18 protein-coding genes are annotated in these 25115 nt (G+C 60.3%); 8 read left to right on the top strand and 10 right to left on the bottom strand.

Translation table 11 applies throughout. From position 1 onward, the window contains the following. Positions 1-190: 190 nt before the first annotated feature. The 5 genes from ACQZ60_RS13070 to ACQZ60_RS13050 form a co-directional block, all read right to left on the bottom strand. A complete protein-coding gene (locus tag ACQZ60_RS13070; protein ID WP_448735402.1) occupies positions 191-1072 on the bottom strand; it encodes a dihydrodipicolinate synthase family protein in 882 nt (293 codons plus the stop codon). Further along, on the bottom strand, positions 1069-2712 hold the full coding sequence (locus tag ACQZ60_RS13065) for an ABC transporter ATP-binding protein (RefSeq protein ID WP_448735401.1): 1644 nt from the start codon (positions 2710-2712) through the stop codon (positions 1069-1071). The genes ACQZ60_RS13070 and ACQZ60_RS13065 overlap by 4 nt, the downstream gene beginning before the upstream one ends. Further along, positions 2705-3628 (bottom strand): ABC transporter permease, encoded by a 924-nt coding sequence (locus tag ACQZ60_RS13060; protein ID WP_035262396.1) that lies wholly within the window; start codon positions 3626-3628, stop codon positions 2705-2707. The genes ACQZ60_RS13065 and ACQZ60_RS13060 overlap by 8 nt, the downstream gene beginning before the upstream one ends. A gap of 15 nt (positions 3629-3643) precedes the next feature. Beyond that, positions 3644-4558 carry an ABC transporter permease gene (locus ACQZ60_RS13055; protein ID WP_035262398.1) on the bottom strand — a complete coding sequence of 305 codons (915 nt, stop codon included), beginning with the start codon at positions 4556-4558 and terminating at the stop codon, positions 3644-3646. 76 nt (positions 4559-4634) lie between these two features. Beyond that, positions 4635-6143, bottom strand: coding sequence for an ABC transporter substrate-binding protein (locus tag ACQZ60_RS13050; RefSeq protein ID WP_035262401.1), 1509 nt, complete (start codon positions 6141-6143; stop codon positions 4635-4637). 323 nt (positions 6144-6466) lie between these two features. Here ACQZ60_RS13050 and ACQZ60_RS13045 point away from each other — a divergent pair, with 323 nt between their 5' ends. From ACQZ60_RS13045 to ACQZ60_RS13035, 3 genes are read left to right on the top strand one after another with little or no spacing between them, the layout of a single operon-like run. Beyond that, the gene (locus ACQZ60_RS13045; RefSeq protein ID WP_035262403.1) at positions 6467-7663 is read left to right on the top strand and encodes a sialidase family protein; all 1197 of its coding nucleotides are present in this window, start codon (positions 6467-6469) and stop codon (positions 7661-7663) included. Beyond that, positions 7660-8616, top strand: coding sequence for a 4-hydroxythreonine-4-phosphate dehydrogenase PdxA (gene pdxA, locus ACQZ60_RS13040; RefSeq protein ID WP_059762517.1), 957 nt, complete (start codon positions 7660-7662; stop codon positions 8614-8616). The genes ACQZ60_RS13045 and pdxA overlap by 4 nt, the downstream gene beginning before the upstream one ends. Then, positions 8613-9740: an iron-containing alcohol dehydrogenase gene (locus ACQZ60_RS13035; protein WP_035260772.1), complete on the top strand. Its 1128-nt coding sequence runs from the start codon at positions 8613-8615 to the stop codon at positions 9738-9740. The genes pdxA and ACQZ60_RS13035 overlap by 4 nt, the downstream gene beginning before the upstream one ends. 45 nt (positions 9741-9785) lie before the next feature. Here the strand turns inward: ACQZ60_RS13035 and ACQZ60_RS13030 are convergent, their stop codons facing one another. The 4 genes from ACQZ60_RS13030 to ACQZ60_RS13015 form a co-directional block, all read right to left on the bottom strand. Next, entirely contained in the window at positions 9786-10493 is a 708-nt protein-coding gene (locus tag ACQZ60_RS13030; protein ID WP_035260774.1) for a FadR/GntR family transcriptional regulator, read from the bottom strand. A 4-nt stretch (positions 10494-10497) separates the two neighbouring features. After that, positions 10498-11538, bottom strand: coding sequence for a four-carbon acid sugar kinase family protein (locus tag ACQZ60_RS13025; protein ID WP_035260784.1), 1041 nt, complete (start codon positions 11536-11538; stop codon positions 10498-10500). A gap of 233 nt (positions 11539-11771) precedes the next feature. Further along, positions 11772-14015 (bottom strand): polysaccharide deacetylase family protein, encoded by a 2244-nt coding sequence (locus ACQZ60_RS13020; RefSeq protein WP_035260776.1) that lies wholly within the window; start codon positions 14013-14015, stop codon positions 11772-11774. A 170-nt stretch (positions 14016-14185) separates the two neighbouring features. Then, the gene (locus tag ACQZ60_RS13015) at positions 14186-14575 is read right to left on the bottom strand and encodes an acyl-CoA thioesterase (protein WP_035260778.1); all 390 of its coding nucleotides are present in this window, start codon (positions 14573-14575) and stop codon (positions 14186-14188) included. Positions 14576-14709: 134 nt separating this feature from the next. On the opposite strand from ACQZ60_RS13015, the gene ACQZ60_RS13010 reads away from it, so the two are divergent. Further along, positions 14710-14943 (top strand): hypothetical protein, encoded by a 234-nt coding sequence (locus ACQZ60_RS13010; RefSeq protein WP_078052121.1) that lies wholly within the window; start codon positions 14710-14712, stop codon positions 14941-14943. A gap of 31 nt (positions 14944-14974) precedes the next feature. Here ACQZ60_RS13010 and ACQZ60_RS13005 read toward each other — a convergent pair whose 3' ends face one another. After that, complete coding sequence (locus ACQZ60_RS13005) at positions 14975-16783, bottom strand: ABC transporter ATP-binding protein/permease (protein WP_035260780.1); 1809 nt, start codon at positions 16781-16783, stop codon at positions 14975-14977. A gap of 292 nt (positions 16784-17075) precedes the next feature. Between ACQZ60_RS13005 and ACQZ60_RS13000 the strand changes: the two genes are divergently transcribed. The 4 genes from ACQZ60_RS13000 to ACQZ60_RS12985 all read left to right on the top strand — a co-directional run bounded on the left by ACQZ60_RS13000 (position 17076) and on the right by ACQZ60_RS12985 (position 25099). Continuing rightward, positions 17076-20402, top strand: a complete 3327-nt coding sequence (locus ACQZ60_RS13000) for a transglutaminase family protein (protein ID WP_448735400.1) — start codon at positions 17076-17078, stop codon at positions 20400-20402. A gap of 1 nt (position 20403) precedes the next feature. Beyond that, a complete protein-coding gene (locus ACQZ60_RS12995) occupies positions 20404-22809 on the top strand; it encodes a circularly permuted type 2 ATP-grasp protein (protein WP_448735399.1) in 2406 nt (801 codons plus the stop codon). A 4-nt stretch (positions 22810-22813) separates the two neighbouring features. Further along, on the top strand, positions 22814-23692 hold the full coding sequence (locus ACQZ60_RS12990) for a transglutaminase family protein (RefSeq protein WP_448735398.1): 879 nt from the start codon (positions 22814-22816) through the stop codon (positions 23690-23692). 168 nt (positions 23693-23860) lie between these two features. Then, complete coding sequence (locus ACQZ60_RS12985) at positions 23861-25099, top strand: vWA domain-containing protein (protein WP_448735397.1); 1239 nt, start codon at positions 23861-23863, stop codon at positions 25097-25099. The last annotated feature ends 16 nt before the right edge of the window (positions 25100-25115 follow it).

Genomic DNA, 25115 nt, shown 5'->3' with positions numbered 1-25115 from the left:
CGAACGCTTGCGTTGCGCGCTCCTCTTAAACATCAATGGCGTGACTGACAAGGGGAATTTCGTGTTTGTGTCACAAATTATTCGTCATGGGTGAGGCTGGGGAAATGCATCGGCTTCTGGCCGTTTTCGCAAATATTTTTAAGGTGACGCGCACGATCCGCAGGGGTGCGCGTCACATTCGATAGCAGCGTCAGATCCGTTGATAACGCCGCAAGATTTCCAGGATTTTTTCATCCTGCTCCCTATCGGGCAGAAGGGCAGGTTGGCGGCTGGCGCCGACGGAGGAGTCCTGGAGATAAAGCGAGCGTTTGACCATGGCCGGTGCGAAACCGAGAGCGTAGAGATCAGTGCGGAAGTCAGTGTAGATTGCCTGCTGGCGTTCGGCCTCGGTGATATCACCGGCGTTGAAAGCATTGAGAATGCCGGCGAGCACATCCGGCAGCGCGTTGCCGAGGCCGGAAATGCAGCCTGCGGCACCGTTCTGCAACGACCAGAGAACAAGGTGATCCGGGCCGGAATAGACCTCGAAGCCGGGCATCTCCTTTGCCACCTGAAGATAGGCTTCGAGCGTCTGCTGCGCGCCGCCGGAATCCTTGATGCCGGCAATATTGCCATGGGTGGCGAGTTTGCGGGCGGTTTCCGGCTCTATGTGGTTCTGAGTGCGGGCGGGAATGTCATAGAGATAGACCGGCGTTTCGACGGCGTCAGCCACCGTCGAGAAGTGGCGGATCAAGCCATCCTGCGTGCAGGCGATGAAGAAGGGGGTGATGACGGCGATACCGTCGACGCCGATGCGGTCGAAGGCTTTGGCAAGTTGCAGGGTTTCGAATGTGGCAGGCATGCCGGCATTCACGATGACTTTGGCACGGCCGGCAACTTCGTCCACCACCTCTTCCGTCAGCCGGATTTTTTCCGCATGCGTCAGAGCGGTGAAATCGCCATTGGTGCCGGCGCACATGATGTTGTTGCCGGCCGCCACCTGGCGGCGCACCTGCGCACGGGTCGCTTCGTAGTTGATGGTTTCGTCCTCGTTGAAACAGGTAACGAGCGCGACGAAAGCTTGTTTGCTCATGAAAGAACTCCGCTTGAATTTGCGATGCCGTTGCCGGCGGCGGCCGGATGACGCTGAGATTGCATATCGGGGTCGGGATCGAGGCTCGCGGATAGAAGGGCACGGGTATAGTCCTCGCGCGGCGCTTCGAACACCTGTCGGACGGTGCCGAACTCCACCACCTCTCCCCGCTGCATGACCATGACGTGATCGGCAAAATCCCGAACCACCGGCAAATCATGCGCGATGAAGATGAAGGAGAGGCCCATTTCACGGCGCAGCTTGTCCAGCAGCGCGATAACCTGCGCCTGAACCGAGACATCGAGCGCCGAGACCGCCTCGTCGCAGATGATGAGCTTCGGTTCCAGCGCCAATGCGCGGGCAATGGCGATCCGCTGCCGCTGGCCGCCGGAGAACTGGTGCGGATAACGGCGCATGTGTTCCGGTGAGAGACCCACCTGATGCAGCAATTCCGCAACCCGCTCACGCCATCTTGCTTTGGGCAATATCTCCGGATGGATGACCCAGGCCTCGGAAATCAGCTGAAACACCGTCATGCGCGGATTGAGCGACTGGGTGGGGTCCTGAAACACCATCTGCAAATCGCGCCGGAGCGCAAAGAGTTCGGCAGGCGAAAGCTTGAAGAGATCGCGCCCCTTCCACAAGGCGCTGCCCGCATCCGGCTCGTCGAGGCGAAGTAGAATACGCGCCAGCGTCGATTTGCCGGAACCGCTTTCGCCGACGACCGCGATGGTTTCGCCTTCCATGAGGTCGAAGGAAACGCCCTTCAGCGCCTCGAAGGCGCCGTAACGCTTGCGCACATCACGCACGCTGAGCAGCGCTTCGCCCGCCGCCTGCGGCTCGTGCATGTCGCCCCTGCCGGGTGCTGCGCTGATGAGCTTGCGGGTATAGGGGTGCTGCGGATTGCGATAGACCTCGCGAACGGTGCCGGCTTCGACCAGAACGCCCTTTTCCATCACCACCACCCGGTCGGCAATTTCGGCAACGACGCCGAGATCGTGGGTGATGATGAGCACGGCCATGCCGGTTTCCCGCTGCAATTCCTTAAGCAGCGAAAGCACCTCGGCCTGCACCGTCACGTCAAGAGCAGTGGTCGGTTCATCGGCGATCAGGAGATCGGGCCGAAGCGCCAGCGCCATGGCGATCATGACGCGCTGGCGCTGGCCGCCGGAAAATTCATGCGGATATTTCTTCAAGGCGCCGTCCGGATCAGGAATACCGACGCGAGCGACAAGCCGCCTCGCCTCCGCTTCGGCCTTTGCCTTGTCCATGCCGTGGGTGGTCATCGCCTCACGAATCTGCCAGCCGACGGTATAAACCGGATTGAGGTGGCTGAGCGGGTCCTGAAAGATCATGGCGATGCGCCGGCCGTTGATCTCGCGTCGCGCTTCGGCCGGCATGGTCAGAAGGTCCTGACCGTCGAGCAATATCTGGCCGCTGCTGATATGTCCGGGCGGCATGTCGATGAGGTTCATGATGGCCGAGGACGATACCGACTTGCCCGAACCGCTTTCGCCGAGGATGGCCAGCGTTTCGCCACGGTCGATATGGTAGGAGACATCCTTCACCGCATGGACGACACCGCTTGCGGTGTGGAACTCCACGGAAAGGTTGCGCACGTCGAGAAGATGGTCAGCCATGCTTGCGGCCTTTCATTTCCAGCCGCCAGCGCTGCACGGGATCAAGCGCGATGCGCAGCCAGTTGGAAAGCAGGTTGAGCGACAGGGTGGTGAGGATGATGGCAAGTCCCGGCCAGAACGACAGCCACCAGGCATTGGTGAGATATTGCCGCCCCTGCGAAATCATCAGGCCCCAGGTGATTTCCGGCGGCTGAATGCCGATGCCGAGGAAGGACAGCGCGCTTTCCGCCAGCATCACATAGGCGAAATCGAGCGTGGCGAGCGTCGTCAGCGTCGGCAACACGACGGGCAGGATGTGGCGGAACAGGATGCGTTTGCCCGATGCACCCATGACCCTTGCCGCCTGCACGAACATGCGTTCGCGCACCTCCAGCACCTCCGCCCTCGTGGTGCGGATGTAAACGGGAATGCGGGTGATGGCGAGAACCAGCATCAGGTTGAGGATGGAGGAGCCAAGCAGATAAAGCACGATGACCGCGATCAGCAGCGACGGGAACGACATGATCACATCGGCGAGCCGCATGATGATCTGGCCGACACGGTTGGAGGAAAAACCGGCGATCAGCCCGAGCACGGTGCCGGTGATGGCGGAAAGAAGCACCGCGCCGGCGGCGATCATCAGCGTATTTTGCGTGGCAGCGACAATGCGCGCGAGAAGCGAACGGCCGAGCGCATCCGCCCCCAGCCAGAAATACCACTCGCGCTGCCAGTCGAACGGGGCGAGGTTGCGCCCGCGCAGGTTCTGTTTCGTCGCCAGATCGCCAAGCCAGGCAGGGCCGACAAAAGCGAAGATAACGACGATGATGAGGAAGATCGCGGCGCAGAGCGCGAATTTATCCGCCCACAACATGCGCAGCATGCGTGTTGCGAAGGACGGCTCGGCGATGATCTCGGTGTCGGCGCTGGAAAGGCTCATGGCTGAACGGCCTCCTCAGTGCCGGATACGCGGATCGAGGAGCGCATAGGCGATATCGATCAGAAGATTCATCAGGAAGATCGCCAGCGCGGTCACGAGAATGGCGGCCAGCACGACGTTGAAATCGCGCTGCAGAATGGAATCGATCATCAGCTTGCCGACACCGGGAAAACCGAAAATGGTCTCGACGATGACCGCGCCGTTGAGAAGGCTTGCCGCCTGATCGCCAATGACGGTGATGACCGGCAGCATGGCGTTTCGCAAAGCGTGAATGAAGATGATCGGACCCGACTTCACACCCTTGGCGCGCGCCGTTTTGACATAGGCCGAAGACAAAGCGCCGATCATCGAGCCGCGCACCACCTGCACGATAATGCCGAAGGGGCGCACGAACAGGACCGCGATCGGCAATATCCAGTGCAGCACGGAGCCCGTGCCCGACGTGGGCAGCCAGGCGAGATTGACGGAGAAGACGACGATGGCAACGATCGCCAGCCAGAAATCAGGCACGGATGCACCGATGAGCGAGATGCTCGAGGCCATGCGGTCGAAGAAGCCGCCGGAGCGGAAAGCCGCAAGCGAACCGATGACGATGGCGGCGGTGGTAACGAGCGACATGGTGATGACCGCAAGCCACAGCGTCCAGACGAAAGCCTCCAGCACCACATCCAGCGCCGGGCGGGCTTTTCTGAGAGATTCTCCGAGATCACCCGTCATCACATCGCCCGCATAACGCAGGAACTGCACCATCAGCGGATCGTTCAGCCCGTGCAACGCCCGGAACTGCTGCTTCAACTCTTCCGACGCCTCGACCGGCAGAAATAAGGCGGCCGGGTCCCCCGTCAGGCGGGACAGGAAGAAAACCATGACGATGAGGCCGATCAGGGAGATCAGGCTTGCAACGGAACGTTTTCGGATGAAGCTCAGCATGGTTGCCTCCGGTTTTTCAATGCGGCGGCGAAGCTTTCGCCGCGCCGCCGCTTCTCAATTGACAAGACGCGGGGTCTTATTTGATGCCGATTTCCGAAAGCTGCAGCATCGAGTTAGTGGCGATGGTGGGCTTGAAGTCCAGCCGCTCGGAGACGCGGGAGAAGCCGACCATGTGGAACAGCAGCACATCCGCCACCACATCGTCGTGCAGATAAGCGATGAGTTCCGACCAGAGCTTGGCGCGCTCGTCGCCGACCGCTGCGGATGCACGTTCGATCAGATCGTCCACCTTCTTGTCCGAGAAACCGGACTGCGTGCCCTTGGTCGCATATTTGAAGAACATGGTGAAGGACGGGTCGCCCTTTGAGTTGTCGTGCATGGCGGCGACGATCTGCGGTCCGCGGCCTTCCTTGAAGGGCTTGGAGTAATAGCTTTCGTGCTCGGCCACTTCCACGAATTTCAGGTCGATCTTGAAGCCGACATCCTGCAATTGCTGCTGGATCGCCTCCATGATCTCGGTGACGTTGGGGAAGTTAGCGGTACGCGCGATGATGGTGATCGGCGTATCCACCTTCACACCGGCAGCCTTGGCTTCCTCGAGCAGCTTTTTTGCGCCCTCGGGGTCATAGGGGAAGACCTTGACGTCAGGGTTCCAGCCAAGCGTGGTCGGCGGAACGAGCGCGGTGGCCAGCACTGCACCTTCCGGAACCAGCGTGCCGAGGAAGGCCTGCCTGTCGATGGCGAGGTTGAGCGCGCGGCGCACCCGCACATCGTTCAGAGGCGCAATATTATGATCGAGACGCATATAGACCGTCTCGCTGTCGAGATAGGAAAAGTCGGTCTTCGTATTGGTAGCGTCGAGCTGCGAAATGGAAGGCGAAAGATCGGCTTCGCCGGTCTGCACCATGGCGGCGCGAACCGAAGGATCGGCGCGGAAAAGATAGGTCGCTTCCGTCACCTGCGGCTTGACGCCCCAATAATCGTCGCGCGCGGTGAGGACAATCTGTTGGCCCGGCGTCCAGTTGGTCAGCTTGTAAGGCCCGGTGCCGACAGGCTCGCGGATGAATTCCATCCTGGTTTCTTCGGGAACGATGGTGACGAGCGACATCAGCAGCGGCAGAATGGGCTGCGCCGGGTCGGTCTTGAAGTCTATCGTGTGATCATCAACGATCGACGGGGTCACCGTCATGCCGCCGAAATAACGACGGGACTCGCAGGCGTTCTTGTCGCTCATGATGCGTTCGAAGCTGTGCTTGACGTCTTTGGCGTCAAATGCCGTGCCGTCGGAAAACTTCACGCCTTCACGCAGGTGGAAACGCCAGCTTCCGTCGGCATTCTGCTCCCACTTCTCGGCAAGGCGCGGCTGAACACCCTTCTTGCCGCGCACATCGAGCTCGGTCAGCGTCTCGCTGACATTTTCCATGATGATGCGGCCGATATTGGAGCGGGTGGCCATGCAGGGCTCAAGCAGGTCCGCCTCTTCCGCCAGCACGATCTTGATCGGCCCCGATGCCGCGAGCGCCGGCGAAACCGCGGCGCTGAGGGAACCCAAGACCAGGGCGCCCGCAATCAATGACTTCTTCATTCCGTTCTCCTCCCAGATTCAGAAATTCAGCAACATGGCGGCGCGCCGCAAGGGGCATCTGAAAAATCCCCATCTCCTGCATTGAGGAGCATGACATGCGGATGATTGTCTCCTCCACCCGTAGACAGAGCATCGACGGTATCGCATTTTTTGTCAATTTATTTTTCTAATACAATTTTTATTCAAGCCAAATCTCTTATTTTTATCATTTAAAAACATTGGTTTAATTCAGAAAATCAAAAATATATGATCCTCTTTTTTTATCAAATAAACTTGACAACTTTTCGAATATGTCATTTTCATCGGAACAAGAGGAGACCACGATGACCCCTGATGACATCGCTCACGCCATGACCGGAGCCATCCATGCCGTGTCGCAAAACCGGCAGGAAGCGTTCCTGCCGTCACCCATGATCCAGAACCATGCGAGCTTCCTGCACCTTCTGGATGACGGCACCCTGCTCTGCGCCTGGTTCGGCGGCACGCTGGAAGGAAAATCGGATATTTCGATTTTCGCATCCGTGCTGACAGCGGGTGCAACCCGCTGGGGACCGCCGCAGCGCCTGAGCCACGACCCCGCCCATTCCGAACAGAACCCGGTTCTCTTCACCGCGCCGGATGGCGTCCTTTGGCTGTTTCACACAGCCCAGCCCTCCGGCAATCAGGATGAATGCCGCATTCGCATGGCGCGGGTCACACGCGACACGGCAGTACCGGAAAAGCTGTCCGCCGAGGCCGGTCGCTTTCTCGACCTTCCGAAAGGCTGCTTCATCCGAGCACCGCTGCGCATCCGCGATGACGGCGCCTGGCTGCTGCCGATCTTCCGCTGCATCCAGCGCCCCGGCCAGAAATGGAACGGCAGCCATGATACGGCAGCGCTCGGCATATCCACGGACAATGGCGCGACTTGGCAATTGCAGGAGCTGGAGGAATCAACCGGCTGCGTGCATATGAGCCCGGTCGCAGTGACGAATGCGGACTACGCCGCCTTCTTCCGCCGTCGTCAGGCTGATTTCGTCTATCGCACGGAAAGCGCCGATGGCGGCCGCTCATGGTCAAAGCCGCAGCCGACCGATGTGCCCAACAATAATTCCTCCATTGCCGTGATCAGTCTCAACGATGGCAGGCTGGCTATGATCTGCAACCCCGTCAACGCCGCGCAGTCGAGTGATCGCCGCGCCTCGCTTTATGACGAGCTGGGAGAGGACGACGACAGGCCGGATGCCGATCCGAGCGGCGGCTGTGTGCCGGTCTGGGGCGTGCCGCGCGCGCCGGTTTCGATCTGCCTGTCCGACGATAACGGGCGCAGTTTTACCGCCCGAATCCTGATCGAAGACGGGCCGGGCACCTGCCTTTCGAACGATTCGACCGATGGGCGCAATCTGGAAATGTCCTATCCGTGGCTTCTGGAAGCGCCGGACGGTACGCTGCATGCGAGCTACACCTATCATCGCCGCGCAATCAAATATGTCCGGCTGGCGCCCGGCTGGGCTAACGAGAACGACGGGAGACAAAGATGAGCAACATCATTGGCATCACCATGGGCGACCCCTGCGGCGTCGGCCCCGAGATCACGGTGCGGGCGCTCGCAGAAATGTCTGCCCCGGATCGTGCGGCGACGCGGATTTACGGCAACCTCGCCACGCTGGAAGCGGCGCGGGATGCGCTCGGCGTTGATATCGATCTCACTCAACATGTGGTCGACCTGCCTGTGGAGGGCGCACCGCTGCCCTGGGGAACATTGTCTCCAGTGGCCGGAGACGCCGCTTTCCGTTTCATCGAAAAGGCCGTTCGCGATGCCGAAGCGGGCGCAATCGGCTGCATCGTCACCGCGCCGATCAACAAGGAAGCCCTGAATCTCGCCGGTCATCATTATGACGGGCACACCGGCATGTTGCGAAGCCTCACCGGCTCCTCGGCGGCCTATATGCTGCTTGCTTCCGAACGGCTGAAGGTCATTCACGTTTCCACCCACGTCTCCCTGCAGGAGGCCATTCGCCGGGCGACGACGGAGCGGGTGCTGGCAACCATCCGCGCCGGCAACGCGCATCTGAAACGCATCGGTTACGATCGACCGCGCATCGCGGTTGCGGGCATCAACCCACATTGCGGTGAAAACGGCCTGTTCGGCACCGAGGATGACGACCAGATCGCACCTGCGGTCGCCGCTGCCCGCGCCGAAGGCATCGAGGTGCAGGGACCGATTTCCGCCGACACCGTGTTCCATCGGGCTTATTCCGGCGCTTTCGATCTCGTCGTCGCGCAATATCACGATCAGGGCCATATCCCGATCAAGCTTGTCGCTTTCGACACCGCCGTCAATGTCTCTGTCGATCTGCCGATAGACCGCACCTCCGTCGATCACGGCACGGCTTTCGATATCGCCGGCAAGGGCATCGCCAATCACGGCAACATGAATGCGGCCATCGCCTATGCGCGCAAGCTGGTGGCGGGCAAGGAGCGGAAGGAATGAGCACCATGTCGACAGCTCCCATTCTCATCCACCAGCCACGACGGCTTGCCGTCGGCGCTGGCACCATTTCCCAGGTCGGCACCTGGGCGGGAAAAACCGCATCGACCCTCATTATCGCCACACCGTTGACGGCAAAATTTGCCGAACGGCTGCAATTGCAGGGCCCTTTCACGATCTTCGATGCCATTCCCGGCGAGCCCGACACCGCAACGCTCGATGCAGCCCTTGCCGCAGCACGCGCCGCCAAGCCGGATCTCGTCATCGGCCTCGGTGGCGGTTCGGTAATGGATGTGGCGAAGCTGGTCGCTGCCCTCTGGAATTCCGGCCAGGCGCTTGCGGATGTGGCAGGGCCGAACAGGGTTGCCGGGCGCGACACACGGCTGGTGCAGATCGCCACCACCGCCGGCACCGGCTCGGAGGCCGGCATCCGCTCGCTCATCACAGACCCGGTGAAAGGCAACAAGATCGCGGTCGAAAGCCCTCATCTGATCGCGGATTTCGCCGTGCTCGATCCGGAGCTCACCTATTCCGTGCCATCGGCCGTTACGGCGGCAACGGGGGTGGATGCCATGGCCCATTGCGTCGAAGCCTTCACCAACCGCAAGGCCCATCCGATGATCGACGGTTTCGCCCGCATGGGTTTTGCGCTGGTCGGCAAATATCTGGCGCGCGCCGTTCGCGACGGTGCGGATACTGAAGCGCGGGAAGGCATGATGCTCGCTTCCTATTATGGCGGCATCTGCCTCGGCCCGGTCAATACGGCGGCCGGCCATGCCATCGCCTATCCGCTCGGCACGCTTCTTAACCTGCCGCACGGGCTGGCGAACGCCATCGTCTTTCCGCATGTTCTGGCCTTCAACCAGCCTGCGGTTTCGGCGAAGACGGCGGAAGTGGCGGGAGCGCTCGGGCTTCGCGAACACCTTTCGCCCGATGATTTGCGCAAGGCGGCAACGGATTTCTGCGCCGGGCTCGGCATCGAAATGTCGCTCGCACGGCATGGCGCGACTGAGGCCGACCTTCCCCGCTACGCTGAGGATGCGCATGCCATCCGCCGGCTGATGGACAATAATCCCGTCGACATGAGCGTCGAGGACGTGCTCGGCATTTACCGCCACGCCTTCTGAGCAAAAATCCGGTGCGCGGACGCGCATCGGTCTTCGGTCACCCGCTTAATCCGCGTGCGAAGACTCGAACAGGCGGTCGCGCGATCCGGTCAGGTGCTGGAGCATCAACTGGCGCGCCGCCTCTGCGTCCCCATCGGCAATCGCCTTTGCGATTGCCTCATGCTCGGCGAAAACACGCGTCAGGCCGGACGCCTCCCGCTTCACCGACATGCCGTGAAACTTCATTCCCATTGCAATATGGTCCTTGAGCGCTTCCATCGCGGTGGAGAAATAACTGTTTCGCGCCGCCCGCGCGATGGCGAGGTGGAACTGATAATCGGCATCCTCGCGGTGGGACTGGCGATTGGTCGCATCCCGCATCAGCTCGAGCGCCTTCCGGATCGCCGCAAGTCTCTCGCCATCGTGCCGCAAGGCTGCCGCAGCCGCCGCAGCCGGCTCCAGCGTCAGCCTGAATTCGTAACAGTTGAGAAGATCAGCGACATTTTCAAGCTGCCCGAAGCCGAGCGGCTCGCGCAGGCCGAAAGCCCTGACATAGCTGCCGGAGCCTCTGCGGGAATAAATGAACCCCTGCTCGCGCAGCCGCCGCAACGCCTCGCGCACGACAGGTCGCGACACTTCGAATTCCATGGCGAGTTCATGCTCTGTCGGCAGCCGCTCATCCGGCTTGTAGGCCCCGGATTTGATCGCCCGGTGCATTCTCTCGAAAATAATGTCCGGAAGTGCCTTGCGCGCCGTTTCTTTCATCAGCCCCATCTGGTCAGCTCTCTCCAGCGTCATTGTCGCCAAGCATCATTTTCGCGATCCGTTTCAACGTGTCAGCTTGCCCAAAACCGCCGGATTTCGCAATGATGCATTGATCTCCGGACCAGCCTACCCCGAGACCCGGCAGGCATTCGCCGGCAAGACGCAGACGTGAAATGCCCATGGCCCGCAGCACGGCTTCTGCCGTGGCTCCACCCGATAACAGCAGCCTTGCCGCCCTGACGGTCAAATGCGGCACGACGCCTTCCGCCAACCGGTCTGAAACCGCAAGCGGCGACAGATTTTCCTTACCCTGCGTCGCTTGAACCAACGTCAGACCGGCACCCTCATCGGTGTGTCGTGGCATGACGCCATTCGGCGCCTCCACGATCGAGACAGGCCCAACGCTTTTGAGAACGTCAATCTGCTCCACCGTGATCGGGTCGCGAGACCCGATGACAAAAAGCCCCTTGCCGGGTGGAATGAACGCCGCTTCAGGAACAGCCTGCGCCGTCATCGCTTCAGCCAGCACCTCGGCAAGTCCACGCGCGCCGACCAGAAGATCGGCCCCTTCCGCCTGCGCGGCGGCGAGAGCTTCCCTGATATCGCCCTTTGATCGCGTGTCGGGTATCGTGCAGCGGCCGGCATGTGCGCCCAGCCTTTCATGAACCGGAATGGCAGCTTCCACACCAAAGCCGGAAACGGCTCCGCCCATAACGACGCGTCCGAAATCCGGAATGGCGGGCGCCACAAGCGCGTGCCGATAGGAAATCGCATCCATTTCCGCCGCAATATGCCCTTTCAGGCGGGAATCGATCTTCTTGAAAAGGATAGTATCGGCCGGAACCAGCCCCAACAGTTCTTGCGTGCGAAGCCGGGCTTCATCCGCCTCGCCATCGCGGCAGCCGAGATTGACGCTAAGGACGGCAGGCGCATCCGCGAGCGCCGCGCGCACGCCGTCAAGCCCTATCGCAACCTCGGTCGCCAGCCCACGCCCGGCAAAGGGGGCGGCGGCATCGAGCGCTCCGGTCAGATCATCGGCAAAAATCAGCAGCACGGGTGAGGCCTTCATAAAAGTTGTAATGTTTTACGTCAATAAATTTATTTATAATCAATAGATAAATGGATGTGAATAACAAAAATTATGGCGCAGCTTTTCGGGCTGGCCAATCGGCCGCAAAGGGGCTCAAAGGACGAGAGAAGAAATCGTAAACGGCAAAAGAGAACGCCAAACGCGGGCCGCAGCCATATATGGCGAGACGGCCGAGCGATGACGAACGAACAACGGCGCTAGATGAACCGGAAGGGCAGGCCCGAGATGAGCGCCTTGACGAAGCGCTTTTTCTGAAAGCGTCCATTCAGCGATACGCGCGGCAACTGCGTCGGCTTTTCAAGGCTGTGGGAACCGATAACGCCAGCCTGCGTGGTTACGGCCGCGGAAAATCCTGCATCGTGAACCGCTTTCGCTTCGCGTTCTCCCACGGCCTTCACCCAGCCATAGGGATAGGAAAAGGACCGTGGCCGATGGCCGGCATAAGCTTCCACACGGCGCGTCGATTCCGCAATTTCATAAGCCAGACGCGCCGCATCGACCTTGCGCATATTCACATGCGTCATGGTATGCGCGCCGAAATGCACCAGAGGGTCCTCCGCCAGCGCCCTGAGCTCATCTTCATCCATAACAAGTTCGTCCACGATCGCGATGGGATCGACGCCATGCTGCCTCGCGACACGATCGATCCTTTCCACGGCCTCGTCCTCCGAAAAGTTCTGGACGAAATCTTCAAGCCGCGTGAATGCCTCCGCTTTCTGCGAAGGGCTGGCGCATGCCACCTGCTCCGGCCCCGCCCCGAAATCGAATTCGAACGACGCGGCTTTCTGCGTCAGGGCAGCGGCGGTTTCCCACCAGAGGCTGCGTGTTCGCTCCACAAAACCCGGCGTGATGAAAATCGTGTAGGGAACGGCATATTTACGGAAGATCGGCGCGGCATAGTCGGCATTGTTTCGATAGCCGTCATCAAGCGTGAAGGCGCAGAACGACCGGCCCTCGTGATTATCGGCAAGCAGAGCCGGCAGATCGTGCAGATGGACTGGAACGAGACCGCATTCGAGAGCGGCCTGTATCGCCTCTTCCAGAAATTGCGGCGTCACGGACAATTGCACATTGGGTGCGAAAGCCGAAACAGCCCTTCCGGGGCGCACATGATGAAGCGTGAAGATCACACCACGCCCGGCGAAAGACGGAAATGCCGAACGGACGGCCGGGAGAGAACTCACCTCCAGCCCCGCCCTTATGGCTCCATATTTCACAAGGCGTTTTATCGGCTGAAAAAACATCCTCCCCGATTGTCCTGATGTCAGGCCGGGAAGAAGGCGTTTTCTCACGACTCTCGAGACCGTCAGCGGCAGATCGATCAGGCCCGGCAAGGGATCGTTCGGCGCAAAGGCGGCCCAGCTGCGGATATTGCCCAGAGACGCGAAATAGTCGCCGATTTTGGCCTGCCCCCTCCTGGCCAATGTGAAGGCGGCAACGGCATCGCGGACAAGATAGGACCAGGAAACGCCCTGTCGCACATTGCCGGGCTGGCCGACCGGCTCGCCATTGGCGACCCGCCATAGCAGGGCGCCAAGGTCGATGCCCGCCGCAGAGCAAAGGCCAAACCACGACCATGGGCGCGGATTGACATCGAGCAGCTTGAGTTTCCCGTCCCGGCCGTCGAGCTTGAATTCCGCCTCGACCAGCCCGCTATGGCCGGCCGATTTCAGTATTTTTCGGGCCGCATCCACCGCTTGCCCGTTGTCGACGACCTCGACGCGGGTGCTGGTATAGCCGAAATCGACGGGATATTGCCGCGCGCGCCGAGCGGTGAATTCCGCTACCGGCTCTCCGTTCAGCCAGAGCGCCGCGTAGGAGAACTGGCTTTCTCCCCCACCCGGAATGAGTTCCTGCACGACGACATTGCCGGCGCCGATCTCTCCACTTGCATCGGCAAAAGCCGTTTTCAGAGCATGTCGGTCATCGGCGCGAATGACTTTCGCCCTGGCGATGGTGGTATCGCCACCGCCCATATTCGGCTTGAGAATGACGGGAAACAATATGTCCAGCGTATCGATGTCAGCGGCCGATGCCAGCGCATAGGTTCGCGGAATACTGACGCCAAGTTCTGCGGCGCGCTGATAAAGCAGCGGTTTTTCGCAGAGCCATTGCAGCGCCGTCCAATCCGGCAGGATGATTTTGTAGAGCGAGGACAGTTCCTCACGATGCTGCGCAACGAGCTGGACCTCTCCATCGCCGGACGGCACCAGCAGACAGCCCTTCAAACCATGCTTGTCGGCCATTTGACGCAGGAACGGCAGTGCCCCGGCATCATGCGGGCCGGCCCAGCGGATTGTTTCCCGCACGAAACGCGACCAACCCGGCAAAGGGGAATCGTGGGTGAGGTAATAAACAGGCACATTCAGGGCGCCGAGGCTGCGGGCAAGGGCGAGCGTGCCGTGAGCGCCGCCGACAATAACAACACCTGGAATGGTCAAAGCCTGATCCCCGTCCTATTCCATATCTTGATCGCAAAAATTGATAAATAAATTGGATATTTCTAAAGTATTGAGCGGACGGATATCGAATTGTAAAAAATCCGAAACGCCTATGCTTTTAATCTTTCACAGGCGCTTCGGAATTGCTTTGAAAAAAAGCGGAAGCCGCCTCACGCCTCCTTGCGGACAGGACGCGGATCGCCGTTGTCGTCCACCGCGACCATGATGAAGACGGCCTCCGTCACCTTTTCGCGTGAATCCTGATAGTGCCTGCGGGTCCAGGCCTCGATCTTTAACGTGACGGAGGTGCGGCCGATCTTTTCGATTTTGGTGTAGACACACAATGTATCGCCGATCTTGACCGGCTTCTTGAAGACGATCTCATTGACTGCGACGGTGACGGTGCGGCCGCCGGCCACATCATTGGCGCGGACGAAAGCGGCAAGGTCCATCTGCGACATGACCCAGCCGCCGAAAATATCGCCGGCCGGGTTGGCATCGGCGGGCATCGCAAGCGTTCTGAGCGTGAGTTCCATATCGGCGGGCGGTTGCTGGTCCATGTCTCAAAGTCCTTTCACAAGCCTCCCGCTGCCGGACTTAAACAACCGCACCCCATCCGCCAATAGCCGATTTGTCGCGGCAGCCCTTCCAAAACAGCAAGGAATCACAGAGCCATCGTAAGCTTCGGTTAACCATGATGAGGCACGATTCCAAAAAACGCGAGGGCGTGCGAATGGCCTATGACTGGAGTGGAAACAACACAATACAGCAGCGCTACGACCGTATCGTCCTGGCGGTCGCCAGCGTCGTCGCCATCAGCCTGGCGACCGGCACCCTTGCCCTGCGTTCGCAGGTGGAGCCGGACACCACCATAAGCCTTGCCAAACAGCAGCGACTCGATTCGGACAAATGGCATTTGCGGCTCTAGTCGGCCCCGAACAGTCGAATGGCCCAATGACCTATTCCGGAGCGCTCCCGGCCCTGGCGATATTTTCCTTCTGCGCGGTATGGTCGAGATGTGCCACAGCCGGAGCGAGAACCGACAGGAATGTTTCCGACCGGCCGATATAGATGATCGCCGCACCCTCGATCCCGTTCAGAACTTCCGCCAGCGTATCCTGCGTCTGTTTTTCCAGCCCTTCGAGCAAATCATCGATAACGAGGAATTTCGGCTTCAGCAGCAGGGCATTGGCCACCCGGATGCTGGCCTGCTCATCCGAATCCAGTTTTTTATCCCAGCGAATATTTTCCTCGAGACGGGATGCCATCTCGCCAAGCCCGCAGGCAGTGAGCGCCGAGACATAATCCGTATCGGTAAAACGCTGGGGAGCGCGCGGATAGGCGAGGATTTCACGCAGCGATCCCGCCGGCAGATAGCCGTGCTGGGCAATGAAAAGCGTGTCGGACTGCTCGGGCATCTCGATCTTGCCCTGTCCCCAGGGCCACAGGCCCGCCATGGCCGCAAACAGCAACCTTCGGTTCACGCCCTGCTCGCCATTGATCATCAGCCGTTCGCCCAGCCCGATCTCGACTTCGCTCTCGCGCAGCTGGAAGCCGCGATCCAGATCCTGCCCACCCGCATCGCGGCAGATCACTACCGACTGGAGACGGATTTTTTCATTCTCCGCGCTGCGTTGCAGATCGATCGCCAGGCCGTGCTGTTCGACGCTGTCCATCTGGATAAGCGCGTTACGGAACACCGAAACGCGCTGCAACGTTGCTTTCCAGCTGGCGATCGGCCCGAAATTGTCGATGTACCAGCGCAGCGCCGTGTTAACCTGGTTGAACGCACCGACGGCCATCATCAGCCCGCCGAAGGTGAGGTTGCCGGAAAAATAAACCGGAGCCGCGATCAGGATCGGCGCCACCACCGCCAGCCAGCCATATCCTGCCGAAACCCACGTCAGATGCGTCAGCGCCATGGCGAGCCCGCGAATGACGCCGAGCACCGCATCAATATCGATGCCTATCCGCCGCCTTTCGTTCTTTTCGCCGCGCGCAAGGGCAATGGCGGCAAGATTTTCGCTGGCCCGCATCAGTGAGAAGCGAAGCTCCGCCTCTTTGGAATAACGCTCGGCATTCAGCCCCACCAGCCGATAACCGACGAGATTGCTGAGCAGGGAAGCCGAACCGGCGTAAAGGATCGCCGCCCAGACCATATAGCCGGGGATCGCATAGGTATCGCCGCTGATGGTGATGGCAAAGCCGGCCGAGAGCGACCAGAGGACGCCGATAAAGCTGACGAGCAGGATCGTCGCATTGACGAGACCGATGGAAAGCGCCGTGCTGCTTTCAGCCAGATTGCGGACATCGTCATGCAGGCGCTGGTCGGGGTTGATCGCAATCGTGCCGAAACCGGCAAGACGCGCAGCCCGCCCCGGTTTCAGCCATTGATCCACCATATCCTTGGCAAGGCCCTCGCGCATGTTCAGCGCCGTCATCTGATTCAGCCAGGTCTGGATGACGTTGAGGAGAAGCAACAGCCCCGCGATGATGGCGAAGACCTCCAGCTGGTGAATGAAGGCGGCAAGATCGCGCCGCTCCAGCGCGTTGTAAAACGGCGCGTTCCATTCATTGAGCCTGATCTGCCCATAGGCGGTAAGCAATATCACCGTGAGCAGCGCTATCGACAGCAAGATCAGCCGGGTGCGCACCGGCGAGGTCCAGAAGGCACGCCCCATCATGCGCAGCTGCGCCGGGAAATCGAGATCGAAACCCGAAAGATTAGCCGCGCTTTTGCGCTGATCGTCGGTCACCGTTGTTGCCATTCATTCCATTCCGAAACGTCAGTCGGCAAAGAAAGCGGGTCGCGATTCTGCGCCTTTCGTTGCCAAGCAATAACACGCCGTTCGACCTTGTCCACAATCCCGGCGAAATCTCAGTGGCGATGATTGAAAAGCCCGGACAATTCTTACCTCGGGCAAATATCGCGGCCTCGACCAACAATGCGGTTGCCCCCGGAAATGATCCTTGCTTTCTTTTCCTGCATTGCACAAAATCCGAATAATTTCAGAGGGGCGGACAAACCGCATAAGCCGGAAAACCGGGCAAGGCAGATTAATGGCGATCAAAGCGAGCATCTATCATCTGACGCATTATAAATACGACAATCCGGTTCGCCTTGGACCACAGATCATAAGATTAAAGCCCGCCTCGCACTCCAGAACCCGCGTTATCAGCCATTCGCTCAAGGTTTCGCCCTCCAATCACTTCGTGAACCTTCAGCAGGATCCCTACGGCAATTACCTCGCCCGCTTCGTTTTTCCCGAGCCGGCGACGGAATTTAAGATCGAGGTCGATCTTGTCGCCGATATGACGGTTTACAATCCGTTCGATTTCTTTGTGGAGGAAGAGGCGACAAAGTGGCCTTTCGACTATCCGCAGGAATTGCGCGACGACCTGTCCATCTACATGAAGCCGGAGCCGACAGGCCCGCTGCTTGCCGCCTTCATGGCCACCGTCGACCGCACGCCGGGGCAGCAGACGGTGGATATGGTCGTTGGCCTCAATGCCCGCCTGCAACAGGAGATCGGTTACGTCATCCGCATGGAACCGGGCGTCCAGACGCCGGAGGAAACGCTTGCTTCCGGCAAGGGGTCCTGCCGCGATACCAGCTGGCTGCTGGTGCAGGTTCTGCGGCATCTTGGCCTCGCCGCCCGTTTCGTGTCGGGATATCTCATTCAGCTCACCCCCGATCTCAAGGCGCTGGATGGCCCATCCGGCACCGAAGTGGACTTCACCGATCTGCACGCCTGGGCCGAAGTCTATATGCCCGGCGCCGGCTGGATCGGCCTTGACCCCACCTCGGGGCTTCTGACGGGCGAGAGCCATATTCCGCTGGCGGCAACGCCGCATTACCGCAATGCGGCGCCGATTTCCGGCGGTTATTACGGCCATGCCAATACGGAATTCGCCTTCGACATGCAGGTCCGGCGGGTTGCGGAAACGCCGCGCATCACCAAACCTTTTTCGGATGAAAGCTGGGAGGAACTCAACGCGCTCGGCCAGGAGGTCGATGACGTTCTGAACAGCCATGACGTCCGGTTGACCATGGGCGGCGAACCGACCTTCGTTTCCATCGACGATTTCGAATCCGACGAATGGAACACCGGCGCGGTCGGGCCGACAAAGCGTGAAAAGGCCGATGCCCTGATCCGCCGTCTGCGTGAGCGTTTCGCACCGGGCGGCTTTCTGCATTACGGGCAGGGGAAATGGTATCCGGGCGAAAGCCTGCCGCGCTGGACCTTCTCGCTCTATTGGCGCAAGGACGGCCTGCCGATCTGGCAGAACCCGGCGCTGATCGCGGAGGAGGGCGCAAATACAGGCGTCAAGGCGGAAGATGCGCAGAAACTGCTGGGCGGCATCGCCTCCCATCTCGGCATCGAGCCTGAGCTGGTGCTGCCGGCCTATGAAGATCCGGCCGAATGGATCATCAAGGAAGGCAGCCTTCCCGACAATGTCGACCCGTCCAATTCCAAGCTGAAAGACCCGGAGGAGCGAAACCGCATGGCCCGCGTCTTCGAGCGGGGACTGACGACACCGACCGGCTATATTCTTCCCGTTCAGGCGTGGAATGCGCGCGCCGCCGGCAAACGCTGGATCAGCGAAAAATGGAAGACGCGGCGCGGTAAAATATTCCTCGTTCCGGGTGACAGCCCGGTGGGTTACCGTCTGCCGCTCGGCACCCTGCCCTATGTGCCGCCATCCGCCTATCCCTATATTCATGAAGCCGATCCTTCGATCCCCCGCGGTCCGCTTCCCGATGTGCTGACGCCATCGGGCCGCGCCATGCCCGAAGCCTCCTTCTATGCCAGCGAGGCCCCGGGGCAGGAGCGCATCGAACAGACGCTCGGCGAAATCGGCGGCGCGGTGCGCACCGCCATGTCGGTGGAACCGCGTGACGGAAGGCTCTGCGTCTTCATGCCGCCGGTCGAGCGCATCGAGGATTATCTGGAACTAATTGCAGCAGCGGAAGCGGCAGCCGCCGATCTTGGCTTGCCCGTCCATATCGAGGGCTATGCGCCGCCGCATGACGAACGCGTCAATGTCATCCGTGTCGCACCCGATCCGGGCGTCATCGAGGTCAACATCCACCCCGCCGCGGGCTGGAAGGATTGCGTCGACATCACCACGGCTGTTTATGAGGAGGCGCGTCAATCGCGTCTCGGCGCCGACAAGTTCATGATCGACGGCCGCCACACCGGCACCGGCGGCGGCAACCATGTGGTCGTGGGTGGCGCCAACCCCAATGACAGCCCCTTCCTGCGCCGGCCCGATCTTCTCAAAAGCCTCGTTCTGCACTGGCAGCGGCATCCCTCGCTCTCCTATCTCTTCTCAGGTCTCTTCATCGGCCCGACGAGCCAGGCGCCGCGTATCGACGAAGCCCGCCACGACAGTCTCTACGAGCTGGAGATCGCGCTTGCGCAGGTGCCTGCCCCCGGAGAAGGCGTGCCGCCGCTGCCATGGCTGGTCGACCGGCTGTTCCGCAATCTTCTGACGGATGTGACGGGCAATACCCATCGCGCTGAAATCTGCATCGACAAGCTGTTTTCGCCTGACGGGCCGACTGGCCGCCTCGGGCTGGTGGAATTCCGCGGTTTCGAAATGCCGCCCAACGCGCGCATGTCGCTCGCCCAGCAATTGCTGGTGCGCGCCCTCATCGCCCGCTTCTGGAAAAACCCGGCCGCCGGCAAATTCGTGCGCTGGGGTACGGCGCTCGCCGACCGTTTCATGCTGCCGCATTATATCTGGGCGGATTTCCTCGACGTGCTTGCCGACCTCAGGGAAAACGGCTTCGATCTCAAGCCGGAATGGTTCACTGCCCAGCAGGAATTCCGTTTCCCCTTCTTCGGCGAAGTGGAATATGAGGGTGCGAAGCTGGAACTGCGCCAGGCGCTGGAGCCCTGGCATGTGATGGGCGAACAGGGCGCCATCGGCGGAACCGTGCGTTATGTCGACAGCTCCGTCGAGCGCCTGCAGGTGCGGCTGGAAACCTCCAATCCCGCCCGTTACGCGGTTGCCTGCAACGGCCGCGCCGTGCCGCTGACCCCGACTGAAAACCGCAGCGTCGCGGTCGCCGGCGTTCGCTTCAAGGCATGGCAGCCCGCTTCCGGCCTGCATCCCGTTCTGCCCGTCAATTCACCCTTGACCTTTGACATTTATGATACATGGTCGAGGCGATCGATCGGCGGATGCATCTACCATGTTGCTCATCCGGGCGGGCGCAATTACGAGACGTTTCCCGTCAACGGCAATGAGGCCGAGGCACGCCGCCTCGCCCGTTTCGAACCATGGGGGCATACGGCAGGGCAATATCCGCTACAAGCGGAAACCATGTCGCCAGAATTTCCGCTGACGCTCGATCTGCGTCGGCCTTACGGAGTGTAAATTGTCCAAAGCCCCGGCAACGGAACGCAAGACGGAAACGAGCGCGCAACCGCGCGGGCTCGAATATTCCCCCTTGCCGGGCGTTGCCGACGAAATGCTCGATACCAACGGCAAGGTCAGGCCGGTCTGGAAGACCCTGCTCGACGCCCTGTCGCGCATGTCGGAACGGGAATTGCACGAGCGCTTTGCCCGCACCGACCGCTATCTGCGCGATGCCGGCGTGTTCTACCGCGATTACGGTAAGGGCAGCAGCGAAAGAAACTGGCCGATCTCCCATATTCCGGTGCTGATCGACGACAGGGAGTGGGCGGTTCTTTCCGAGGGGCTGAAACAGCGCGCCAATCTTCTGGAAGCCATGGTGGCCGATTTTTACGGCGAAAACCGGCTGGTCAAGGAAGGTTTCGTGCCGCCGGCCCTGATCGCCTCCAATCCGGAATATCTACGGCCCATGGTCGGCGTGAAACCGGCAAGCGGCCATTATCTGCATTTCTGTTCCTTCGAGATCGGGCGCGGACCTGACGGCAACTGGTGGGTGCTGGCCGACCGGACGCAGGCGCCTTCCGGTGCGGGTTTCGCGCTCGAAAACCGGGTGGCCACCACCCGTGCACTTTCCGATATCTATGCCGAAACCCATGTGCACCGTCTGGCCTCGTTCTTTGGCGCTTTCCGCGACACGCTGCAGGCGCAAAGAAAGCACCCCGACGACCGGATCGCCGTGTTGACGCCCGGCCCCGCCAACGAAACCTATTTCGAACACGCCTATATCGCCCGTTATCTCGGCTTCATGCTGCTGGAAGGCGAAGACCTCACCGTCGTCAACGGCCGCGTCATGGTCAGAACCGTAGCGGGACTGAAACCGGTCGGCGTTCTGTGGCGGCGTCTCGACGCCTCCTATTCCGACCCGCTGGAACTGAACCAGCAATCCCATATCGGCACGCCGGGCATGGTGCAGGCGCTACGCAATGAAGCGCTCACCGTCGTCAATGCGCTCGGCAGCGGTATTCTCGAGACGCGGGCGCTGCTCGCCTTCATGCCGCGCATCTGCCGTCACATTCTGGGCGAGGAGCTGAAACTGCCCTCCATCGCCACCTGGTGGTGCGGGCAGGAATCGGAACGCCGCCATGTCGCCGGCAATATCGAAGGCATGGTCATCGGCCCCGCTTATTCCCGGCTTCCTTTTTTCGACGATAACGGTCAATCCGTGCTTGGCTCGTCGCTGCGCGAAACGGCGAAGGAATCGATCAGCGACTGGCTCGCCTCCGACGGCCACAGGCTGGTGGGACAGGAAGTGGTGACGCTTTCGACAACCCCGGCCTATATCGACAACAAGCTCGTGCCGCGCCCGATGAGCCTTCGCGTTTTTGCCGCGCGCACCCAGGATGGCTGGCAGATCATGCCCGGCGGCTTCGCGCGTATCGGCAGCAGCAACGATGTCTCCGCCATCGCCATGCAATCGGGCGGAAGCGCTGCGGATGTCTGGATCGTCAGCGACAAACCGGTGGAACGCACCACGCTACTGCCGGCGGAAGAAAGCTTCACCCGCAATATGCCGGGCAGCCTGCCGAGCCGCGCAGCCGACAATCTCTTCTGGCTCGGCCGTTATATCGAGCGTTCGGAAGGCGCCCTGCGCATCCTGCGCGCCTGGCACGGGCGTTATGCCGAATCCGCAGATCCGCGCCAGCCTCTGCTCGCGCATGTGACACGCTATCTCGAAGCGCTCGATGTGGAGATGAGCGATGCCGTGCCGGAAAGCCTGCTGAACAACATCAGCAGCGCGCTTTATTCCGCCAGCAATATCCGCGACCGCTTTTCGCCTGACGGGTGGCTGGCGCTGAACGACCTTGCCAAGACCGCCCGCCGTTTCCACGCGAAAGTGGCCCCCGGCGACGACGCTACCCATGCCATGACGATCCTGCTGCGCAAGCTTGCGGGCTTTGCCGGTCTCGTGCACGAAAACATGTATCGCTTCACCGGCTGGCGTTTCCTGTCGATCGGCCGTTACCTGGAGCGCGGCCTGCATATGACACGTCTTCTCGGCCATATGACCGGCCCGGATGCGCCCGACGGCTCCTATGACATGCTGCTCGAAATAGGCGACAGCGTCATGACCCATCGCCGCCGCTACAACGTCAATACGGCCGGCCTGACCGTGACCGATCTTCTGGCGCTCGACCCGCTCAATCCCCGCTCGATCCTGTTCCAGCTTAACGAGATCCGCACCGAGGTGGAACAGCTGCCGAATGCCTTCGTGAACGGTCAGATGTCGCCCTTCTACCGCGAGGCGATGCGCCTGCATTCCGGGCTTGCGGTCATGACGCCGGAAAACATGAACGGCGCGATCTATCGCCAGCTCGAAACCGACATGGAACATCTCTCCGATGTTCTGGCCCGGACCTATCTCGGATAATCCTATGCTTTACGATCTTTCCCTGCATATGGGTTACACATACGACACGCTGGCCCACGGCGCGCGCCACATCATCCGTGTCCTGCCGCTCTCCATCCCCGGCCGGCAGCGGCTTGTCGCCGGCTCCATCGATGTTTCGCCGGTGCCGGAAGAACGTGCCACCTTCGAGGATTTCTTTCATCAACCGGCCACCTCCGTGCATCTGCGCGCGCCGCATGAGAAGCTGGATATCCGCATGCAGGCCCGGGTGATGGTGGAGGCGCCGGCGCTGACGGCGGATTTTTCGCCCGAGCTTTCCCGCCTGCCGCAGGACCTGGCCGATGTATGGTCGCTCGATTTCCAGTCGCCGCACCACTTCATCGGTGCGAGCCCGAGGATCGGAATGGATGCGGCAATATCCGCCTATGCCCGGGAATTGCTGAAACCGGGAATGACCATTCGCGAAATCGCGCTCTCTCTGTGCAAACGCATCCACAAGGACTTTACCTATGACGGCGAGGCGACGACCGTCGATACGACGCCATCGGAAGCCTTCAAGCTAAAGCGCGGCGTGTGCCAGGATTTTTCGCATATCATGATCATGGCGCTGCGCAGCCTCGGCATTCCCGCCGGTTACGTCAGCGGTTTCCTGCGCACCATTCCGCCACCGGGCAAGGAACGGCTTGAAGGCGCCGATGCAATGCATGCCTGGGTTCGCGTCTGGTGCGGAGAAGCAGCCGGTTATCTGGAACTCGATCCCACCAATGATATCGTCGCCGGAAGCGACCATATCGTCGTCGGTTACGGCCGGGATTATTCCGATGTTGCCCCGGTGATCGGTGTCTTGAAGAGCTATGGCAACCAGCAGATAAAGCAGGCCGTCGACGTCATCCCCGTCCAATAATGACACGATGTGTATTATTACGGCCATCGCGCCAAACAATTCTTGAAAATACTTCGAAAACTGCTCCAATTTGAACGCTGCGTAAAATTGAACCGATCACGTTAGCGGATTTTACATCGTTTGCGGTTTTTCTGTGCTCAGTCGAATATTCTAATCCGTGAGCCCGTCATGACCGCCTCTGCACATCAAAAACCGAAGCGTCGTTTTCTTGCCGATACCAGCGGCAATTTCGGCATGATGACGGCCATTCTGCTGCCGGTGTTGCTGGGTTTTGCCGGCGCCGGCATGGAGTTGGCGAATGTGATGCAGGTGAAAGCGGATATGCAGAATACCGCGGATTCTGCAGCCCTTGCAGCAGCGACCGAGGCCCGTTTGAAAATGGGCGACCTGACGGACGAGCAGATCAAGGAAATCGCCAAGAACTTCATCGCGGCCCAGATGGAAAAGAACCTGACCGCAGAAGAGAAAAAGGAACTGGAGCAGAATTCTCCGACCAATATCACGACGACGGAAAATGCCCGCGGCAAGACCTACACCGTTGAGACCACGATCAACCACCGCGTACAGCTCAATCCGCTGCTCGGGTTCATTGGCGCAAAAACACTCGATCTTTCGGTAACAGGCACAGCAAAGAGCACCGTCAACAAGGGCGCACCGATCTCCATGTATCTGGCGCTTGATCGTTCCGGTTCGATGTCATTCAAGACGGACACCATCAATACCGCGAAAAAATCGTGCCCGAACTACACTTCCAGCAATTGGGGCAAGAGCGAAGCGCAGGTCACGTCCAGTCCCTGCTATGTCAACAAGGCTACGTCGCTCAAAACCGCCGTCGGGTTCCTTGTCGCAACATTGAACAAGGCTGACCCGACCTATACCGCGAGCGGCGGTTCCGAGCTTGTTCGCACAGGTGCCTCGGTCTATACGCATGAGACCTATCCGGCCCAGCCCATCAGCTGGGGTACGGGCAGCGTTGTCAGCTACGTGGACAAGCAAATCCCGGAATTCCCCACCGGCGGCACCGATGCCCGCAGCAGCCTGACCGCCGCCTATAACGCCCTAAAAAAAGCCAACACCGATGAAGCGAAAGCACATAAAGCGCAGGGGAACGAATCCTTCGAGCGCTATATTGTTCTCATGACCGACGGTGAAATGACGGGCAACAGCGCCTCGTGGAACTCCAGCATCGACCAGTCCGTGCGCACCACCTGCGAGACCGCCAAGAAAGACGGGATCAAGATTTTCAGCGTCGCCTTCATGGCGCCGGACAAGGGCAAGTCGCTGTTGCAATATTGCGCATCGAGCCTCGACAATTATTACGCGCCGGAAAACATGGAGCAGATCGTCACAGCCTTTGGCGAAATCGCCCGCAAGGCTGCTGGCAGCATAGCCACGCTCACCAACTGATCTGTTTCCGGAGTTG

The organism is Agrobacterium sp. 22-223-1 (assembly GCF_053522385.1).
The sequence above is the reverse complement of the archived record's forward strand: the minus strand, read 5'-3'. Positions and strand labels throughout refer to the sequence as shown.